Source organism: Promicromonospora sp. NPDC060204 (assembly GCF_042728455.1).
GTDB lineage: Bacteria > Actinomycetota > Actinomycetes > Actinomycetales > Cellulomonadaceae > Promicromonospora.
In genome coordinates this window covers 1-7174 of sequence record NZ_JBHWZO010000296.1, presented here as the reverse complement: position 1 = coordinate 7174, position 7174 = coordinate 1, and the positions used below count along the sequence as shown (strand labels likewise).

The following is a 7174-nucleotide window of genomic DNA, read 5'->3' as shown; positions in this document are numbered from 1 at the left end:
CCGCCCGCGGTGCGCGGGCGGCGTCAGCCGACGGGCATCAGGCCTTGGCGACCGTCACGGCGCGCTCCGGCCCGGCGCTCACGGTGAGGGACTCCGCCAGCGTCTCGCGGGAGACCAGGTCACGGTGCGCCTCGACGGCGGCGACCCACTCGGCGGGGACCGTGAGGTCCAGCGTGATGCGGTCGGCGACCTGCAGGCTCGCGGCCTTGCGCGCGTCCTGCACGTCCCGCACCACGTCGCGGGCGTAGCCCTCCGCCAGCAGCGCGTCGTCGAGCTCCAGGTCGAGCACCACGAACCCGCCGCCGGCCAGCACGCTCGCCGCCGTGGTGGGCTCCGCGGCGTCGGCCCCGGCGGTGTCGCCGGCGACGACGGTGGTCAGCTCGTACTCGCTCTCGAGCAGCTCCACGTCGCCGTCCGCCGTCGCGACCACCACGGCGCCCGCACCGGACACGGACCAGGCGCCGGACTTCGCCGCCTTGATCACGGCCTGCACGCCCCGGCCCAGGCGCGGCCCGGCGGCGCGGGCGTTGACCGCGAGCCGCTCGGTGACGCCGAACGAGGCCGCGACCTCGGGCGAGAACGCGACGAGGCGCACCTCCTTGACGTTCAGCTCCGTCTCCAGCAGCCCGGTGAACGGCGCGACGCCGTCCGGATCCGCGACCGCCACGACGAGCGACCGCAGCGGCTGCCGCACGCGCAGCTTGTTGGCCTTGCGCAGCGCCAGCGTCTGCGACACCACGGCCCGGGCGGACTCGACGGCGGCGACGAGCGCGTCGTCGGCCACCAGGACCTCGCCCTCGCGCGAGCCCGGCGCCAGCGACGGCCAGTCCGCCAGGTGCACGGAGCGCTCGCCGGTCAGGCCGCGCCAGACCTCCTCCGTGAGCAGCGGCGCGAGCGGCGCCATGACCCGGCACAGCACCTCCAGCGCGGTGGACAGGGTGTCGAACGCGTCGGCGTCCTCGGCCCAGAACCGGTCGCGCTGCGTGCGCACGTACCAGTTGGTCAGCGCGTCCAGGTACTGGCGCACCGAGTCGCAGGCACCCGCGATGTCGTACGTGTCGAGCTGCTCGGTCACGTCGGCGAGCAGGCCGCGCGTGCGCGCCAGCAGGTACCGGTCCATGACGGGCAGGCCGGCCACGCGCTCCGGCGTCAGCGGCTGGGCGGCGTAGCCCGCGCCGTCGTTCCCGGCGTTGGCGTACAGCGTGAAGAAGTAGTACGTGCTCCACAGCGGCAGCAGCACCTGGCGGACGGCGTCGCGGATGCCGTCCTCCGTGACGATGAGGTTGCCGCCGCGCAGGATCGGCGAGGCCATGAGGAACCAGCGCATCGCGTCGGAGCCGTCGCGGTCGAAGACCTCGTTGACGTCCGGGTAGTTCTTCAGCGACTTGCTCATCTTGCGGCCGTCGGAACCCAGCACGATGCCGTGCGAGACCGCCGTCTTGAACGCGGGCCGGTCGAACAGCGCCGTGGACAGCACGTGCATCATGTAGAACCAGCCACGCGTCTGGCCGATGTACTCCACGATGAAGTCGCCCGGGAAGTGGTGCTCGAACCAGTCCGAGTTCTCGAACGGGTAGTGCACCTGGCCGTACGGCATGGAGCCGGAGTCGAACCAGACGTCCAGCACGTCCTCGACGCGGCGCATCATGGACTGCCCGCTCGGGTCGTCCGGGTTGGGCCGGGTCAGGTCGTCGACGAACGGCCGGTGCAGGTTCGGCTTGCCGTCCTGGTCCAGCGGCAGCCGCCCGAAGTCCTTCTCCAGGTCCTCGAACGACCCGTAGACGTCGATCCGCGGGTACGCCGGGTTGTCCGACTTCCACACCGGCACGGGCGAGCCCCAGAACCGGTTGCGCGTGATCGACCAGTCGCGGGCGTTCTCCAGCCACTTGCCGAACTGGCCGTCCTTGATGTGGTCGGGCACCCAGGTGATCTCCTGGTTCAGCTCGCCCATGCGGTCCTTGAACTTCGTCACCTCGACGAACCACGAGGACACGCCCATGTAGATCAGCGGGTTCCGGCAGCGCCAGCAGTGCGGGTAGGAGTGCGCGTACTGCTCGCGGCGCAGCAGCACGGTGCCCGGCGTCGTCCGCCCGGCCTCGTCGTCGCCCGCGCCGCGCGTGCGCGCCTTGAGGTGGTCGATGATCGGGGCGTTCGCCGCGAAGACCTGCAGGCCCGCGTACTCCTCGACCGGGAAGGTGAACGCGCCGTCCGCGCCCACGGGGATCACCGGGTCCACGCCCTCGCGGTCGCTGACCTGCTTGTCCTCCTCACCGAACGCGCCGGCGTTGTGCACCAGGCCGGTGCCGTCGGTGGTGGTCACGAAGTCGGCCTCGACCACGCGGTGCGCACCTGCGTGGCCCTCGAAGTAGGCGAACGGCGGCTCGTAGGCGGCGCCCAGCAGGTCGCTCCCCTTGAGGCGCCCGACGACGGTCGGCTCCTCGGCGCCCTCGTCCGTGAGCTCACGGGCGTACGCCGCAACGCGGGCCTCGGCCAGCACGTACCGCTGCGGGGTGCCGGTGAACGACGACTCGACGATCGCGTAGTCGATGTCCGGCCCCACCATGACCAGCAGGTTGGACGGCAGGGTCCACGGCGTCGTGGTCCAGATGAGCAGGTGGTCGTCGGCGCGCAGCGTGTCCGCGCCCTCGGGCACCTCGGTGACCCGGAAGCCGACCGTGACGGCCGGGTCCTGGCGCTGCTGGTAGACGTCGTCGTCCATGCGCAGCTCGTGGTTGCTCAGCGGCGTCTGGTCGTTCCAGCAGTAGGGCAGCACGCGGAAGCCCTCGTAGATCAGGCCCTTGTCGAACAGCGACTTGAAGGCCCAGATGACGCTCTCCATGAACGTCGGGTTCAGGGTCTTGTAGTCGTTCTCGAAGTCCACCCAGCGCGCCTGGCGCGTGACGTACGTGCGCCACTCGTCGGTGTACTTGAGCACGCTGGAGCGGCAGGCCTCGTTGAACTTGTCGATGCCGAGCTCGACGATCTCTTCCTTGGTCTTGATGCCGAGCTGGCTCATGGCCTCCAGCTCCGCCGGCAGGCCGTGCGTGTCCCAGCCGAAGCGGCGCTCGACGCGCTGGCCCTTCATGGTCCGGTAGCGCGGCACGACGTCCTTCGCGTACCCGGTCAGCAGGTGGCCGTAGTGCGGCAGGCCGTTGGCGAACGGCGGCCCGTCGTAGAAGACGAACTCGTTGCTGCCGTTCTCGCCGGCCGGGCGGGCGTCGACAGAGGCGCGGAAGGTGTCGTCCTGCTCCCAGTACGCGAGGATGTCGCGCTCGAGGTCGGGCAGGCTGGGCGAGGCGGGGACGGCGCTCTCGGCGTCGCTGGGACGGTGCAGCGGATAGGCCATGATTCTTCTGGCTCCTGGCGGGTACGCGGTTCGGCAGCAGGTGGACTTCTGTGGTGCTCTGCTGCGAGGACGCCGCACCTGGGTGCGCCGCGGTACCACCCCGCTTGCCGCCCGCATGCGCGGTCGGCCGCTCGTTGACGGCTGTGACGGGCCTACCCGTCCGGTTCTACTGGGGCTTCCCGCTGCCTGACGGCGGTGGGGTGGACCTGTTCTTCCGGAGGCTCACCGGTGATGGCCGGGTCGATGCCTGTGGGGCAATCCTACCGAACCTCGGCAACCGGAAAGATCCCGCGTGCAACCTGATCGCACCCGGGACGCGTCCATGGGGCATGAGCACAATCAGCGAAGCGACCGGTCCGCCGGTCCGCACCTCCCGGCAGGACGGGCCGGCGGCGGCCCAGGACGACGCCCCCGGGTTCTCGGTGGTCCGCACCGGCGCGTCCGCCGAGGAGCAGTTCCGGCTGTTCGCCGTCGAGCACACCGCCGCCCTGCACCGCATCGCCTACCTGCTGTGCGGTGACGACCACCGCGCGCACGACCTCGCCCAGATCGCGCTGGAGCGCACCTACCGCCGCTGGTCCCGGATCAACGGCAACCCGTTCGCCTACGCCCGGAAGGTGCTGGCCACCGCCCGCATCGACGGCTGGCGGCGCACCCGCCGCGAGGTGCTCCAGCCGCCGGAGGACCTGGCCGTCGCGCAGGAGCGGCAGGACGTCGTCGGCTCCGTCGGCGACAGCGGTGCGCAGGTCGCGGAGCGCGAACGCCTCGTGCGGGCGCTGCGGCAGCTCGGGCCGGGCCAGCGGCGGGTCGTGGTGCTGCGGCACCTGCTCGACCGGTCGGAGGCCGACGTCGCCGAGGAGCTCGGCGTCAGCGTCGGCAACGTGAAGTCCCAGGGCGCACGCGGCCTCGCCCGCCTGCGCACGTTGCTCTCGGAAGGAGCAGAGGCATGACCAGCTACGACCACGCCCAGGAGCCGCTCGACGACGGCTGGCTGGCGCACGTCCGCGAGGTGAGCGGCGGTGTGGTGCCGCCGAGCCCCGCCGACGCCCACGCGCTGGCGAACGTCGCCGTGCGCCGCACCCGTACCCGCCGCGCGGTCCTCGCGACCGGCGGCGGCCTGACGGCGGTGGCGGCCTTCGCGGGCGCCGCGTTCGCCCTCGGCGGCCCGACGACGAGCGGGGAGCTGCTTCCGGGCGGGGCGCCGTCTTCGTCGGCGTCGGTCTCGGCGTCGGCGTCGGGTGCTGACGCGGCCGCGGCCGCCGGTGCCGGCTCCGCGGAGGTCCCCGCCGGGTGGGACACGGACACGCTGGACGGCCTCACTTACGCGCTGCCGCCGGACGTCACGCGCTCCGGCGACCGGATCGAGGCGGAGCCCGGCATCCTCGCCGACTTCTGGCGGCACAAGGGCGAGGACGTGCCGCCCTACATCCACGTCGCCCGCATCACGCCCGAGTACGAGTTCTACGACACCAAGGCGCGTGGCCTGACCCAGACCCCGGGCGCCGAGGCCGACGAGTTCGACCTCCCGGGTGCCTCCGTGGCGACCGTCGAGAAGGGCACCGAGGAGCTGCGCGAGGTCATGGGTGCGAGCCCGACCGGCACGGCCGACCTGGTCCGGATCATCGTGCACCGGGCCGACGGCCCCGACCGGTTCCTCATCACGATGACCCTGCCGGAGGACGCCGACGACGCCTGGGTCGACACGTTCCTCAACACCCTGAGCCTCGACTGAGGCGTCCTGAGGTGTCCTGAGCCCCGACCGAGGCGCGCGAGTGACCATGCATCTGCTGCCAGGACCAGCTCTGTCCTGGCAGCAGATGCATGGTCCCTCACTGCCCTGTGGATGACAACGACGGCCAAACGGCATCATCAGATGTAATGAGCATGTGCCGCCAAGAATGCCCGTCCCCCGAACGTTGCTGCACCTGGCCCGGCAGCAGGCCGGCCTGGTGTCCGCCGAGCAGTGCGAGGCCGTCGGCGTCGGGCCCTCACGACGACGCAACCTCGTCGCACGCGGCGGGTGGCGGCGCGTGACACGCCGCGTCTTCGACACGACCGCCGTCCCGGCCGAGATGCACCCCTACGACGTCGACCGGCTGCGCTCGGCGTGGACGGCACTGCTGGCCAACCCGCTTGCCATCGCCGTCGGCGCGTGCGCGTTGGTGCTGCACGGCGTCCAGGGGCTGCCCCGCAAGATCACGCCAGAGGCGACCTTCGCCGGAGGAGTCGCACGCAAGTCCCGCGACGGGATCGCGTTCCGCCAGTACGTGAGCGGCATGGCGACGGTCGAGATCGCCGGGCGGGACGTGGTCGTGGTCGGACAGGCACTGATCCAGACCCTGCCGACGCTGACCCGCGACCAGGCCGTCGCCTGCCTGGACAGCGCGTTGTACCGGGGCCTGATCCGACCGGACCACCTGGCCGAGATCCGGCGCGGGCTGGAGGGCCGCAGAGGGGCCCGCCGCGCGATCCCCTGGCTCTCACTGGCTCACGGCAGGGCCGAGTCTCCGCCCGAGAGCCGTGCCCGGCTCCGCTGTCACGATGCCGCCATCGCACCGGATGACCTGCAGCGGGACTTCTTCGACGGGCGGGGCCGATTCCTGGGCCGCGCCGACCTCGCCTGGCACCTGGGCGGCAACCGCTAGTTGATCGTCGAGATCGACTCACAGGAGTTCCACGACGCCGAGCGGCAGGTCCGACGAGATGCGAACCGGCAGAACGGCCTCGCCGGCGAGGGACAGAACATCATCTTGCGGTTCTTTCCCGGCCAGGTCACCGGCGGGCATCTCGTCGGGGAGGTCGCCCAGGTCCTCCGGCGCGAGGGCTGGGCTCCGGGCCGAGACCTGCCTCCGCGGCCCCGCACCGCCTCGAGCCGGCGCCGCCAGAAAGAAATGACCATGCAGTTGCTGCCACGACAGACCCTGCTCTGGCAGCAACTGCATGGTCAATGCCCGGGGCGGGCAGGGTGAGCCAGATCACATGCGGAGCGGAAATACTCTGTGGTTCACGAACGATTGACCTTGGAGGCCGCATCGGCCGGACACGACACCTCCAGGAGGAACCCGACCATGGCAACACTGCTGCACATCGACGCGAGCATCCAGGGCGACAACTCGGTCAGCCGGCAGCTCACCGCACGGGCCGCGAGCGCCTGGCACGCCGCGCACCCGGGCGGCACGGTGACCTACCGCGACCTCGGCGCGCACCCGGTGCCGCACTTCGACACGGCCGCCAACGTCAGCCGCGGCCTGCCGGCCGACCAGCACACCCCCGAGCAGGCCGAGTCGTGGGCCCGGATCTCGGAGCTCGTGGGCGAGGTCGCGGCCGCCGACACGGTGCTGCTCGGCCTGCCGATCTACAACTACGGGGCGCCGAGCACGGTGAAGTCCTGGGTGGACCACCTGATGGCGCCCGGGCTGTCCATCGACCCCGAGACCGGCAAGGGCCTGCTGGGCGGCCGCGACTTCGTGGTCGTCGTCTCCCGCGGCGGCGGATACGGCGAGGGCGCGCCGCGGCACGGCTGGGACCACGCGACGGCGTGGCTGCCGCACGGCGTGGCGATGGTGGGGCTGGAGCCGCGCTTCATCACCACCGAGCTGACGCTCGCGGGGACCAACCCTGCGATGGCCGGGCTGGTGCCGCTGGCCGAGGAGAGCCGCCGGCAGGCCGAGGCCGCCATCGACGACCTGTGGGCGCCCGCGGTCGCGACCGCCTGAGCGCCCGCTCACGGCGTAATTCCCCACGTCGCGACCCCGTGCTCCCGTAGGGTTGCAACCGGGGGGGGCAGACCCAAGATGACCTGGTAGTATTAAAAAAAAACAACCCCCC

The 7174-nt window shown here is 71.7% G+C and carries 6 protein-coding genes; 4 read left to right on the top strand and 2 right to left on the bottom strand.

Features of this window, described 5'->3' with window-relative positions:
* Nucleotides 1-37: 37 nt before the first annotated feature.
* Entirely contained in the window at nt 38-3346 is a 3309-nt protein-coding gene (gene ileS / locus ACFWEJ_RS25325) for an isoleucine--tRNA ligase (RefSeq protein WP_377231940.1), read from the bottom strand.
* 329 nt (nt 3347-3675) lie between these two features.
* Between ileS and ACFWEJ_RS25320 the strand changes: the two genes are divergently transcribed.
* From ACFWEJ_RS25320 to ACFWEJ_RS25310, 3 genes are all read left to right on the top strand, one after another.
* Nucleotides 3676-4296 (top strand): SigE family RNA polymerase sigma factor, encoded by a 621-nt coding sequence (locus ACFWEJ_RS25320; RefSeq protein WP_377231939.1) that lies wholly within the window; start codon nt 3676-3678, stop codon nt 4294-4296.
* Nucleotides 4293-5078, top strand: a complete 786-nt coding sequence (locus ACFWEJ_RS25315; RefSeq protein WP_377231938.1) for a hypothetical protein — start codon at nt 4293-4295, stop codon at nt 5076-5078. Before ACFWEJ_RS25320 ends, ACFWEJ_RS25315 begins: the two co-directional genes overlap by 4 nt.
* 166 nt (nt 5079-5244) lie before the next feature.
* Nucleotides 5245-5991 carry a hypothetical protein gene (locus ACFWEJ_RS25310; protein ID WP_377231937.1) on the top strand — a complete coding sequence of 249 codons (747 nt, stop codon included), beginning with the start codon at nt 5245-5247 and terminating at the stop codon, nt 5989-5991.
* Between the two features lie 18 nt (nt 5992-6009).
* Here the strand turns inward: ACFWEJ_RS25310 and ACFWEJ_RS25305 are convergent, their stop codons facing one another.
* Nucleotides 6010-6288 carry a hypothetical protein gene (locus ACFWEJ_RS25305; RefSeq protein WP_377231936.1) on the bottom strand — a complete coding sequence of 93 codons (279 nt, stop codon included), beginning with the start codon at nt 6286-6288 and terminating at the stop codon, nt 6010-6012.
* Nucleotides 6289-6414: 126 nt separating this feature from the next.
* Here ACFWEJ_RS25305 and ACFWEJ_RS25300 point away from each other — a divergent pair, with 126 nt between their 5' ends.
* Entirely contained in the window at nt 6415-7062 is a 648-nt protein-coding gene (locus tag ACFWEJ_RS25300) for an FMN-dependent NADH-azoreductase (protein ID WP_377231935.1), read from the top strand.
* Nucleotides 7063-7174 lie beyond the last annotated feature (112 nt).

Bases quoted from the DNA above. Each gene is read 5' to 3' on its own strand.
- ACFWEJ_RS25320 (WP_377231939.1), top strand. From the start codon at position 3,676: ATGAGCACAATCAGCGAAGCGACCGGTCCGCCGGTCCGCACCTCCCGG.
- ACFWEJ_RS25305 (WP_377231936.1), bottom strand. From the start codon at position 6,288: ATGCAGTTGCTGCCAGAGCAGGGTCTGTCGTGGCAGCAACTGCATGGT.
- ACFWEJ_RS25315 (WP_377231938.1), top strand. From the start codon at position 4,293: ATGACCAGCTACGACCACGCCCAGGAGCCGCTCGACGACGGCTGGCTG.
- ileS (WP_377231940.1), bottom strand. From the start codon at position 3,346: ATGGCCTATCCGCTGCACCGTCCCAGCGACGCCGAGAGCGCCGTCCCC.
- ACFWEJ_RS25300 (WP_377231935.1), top strand. From the start codon at position 6,415: ATGGCAACACTGCTGCACATCGACGCGAGCATCCAGGGCGACAACTCG.
- ACFWEJ_RS25310 (WP_377231937.1), top strand. From the start codon at position 5,245: ATGCCCGTCCCCCGAACGTTGCTGCACCTGGCCCGGCAGCAGGCCGGC.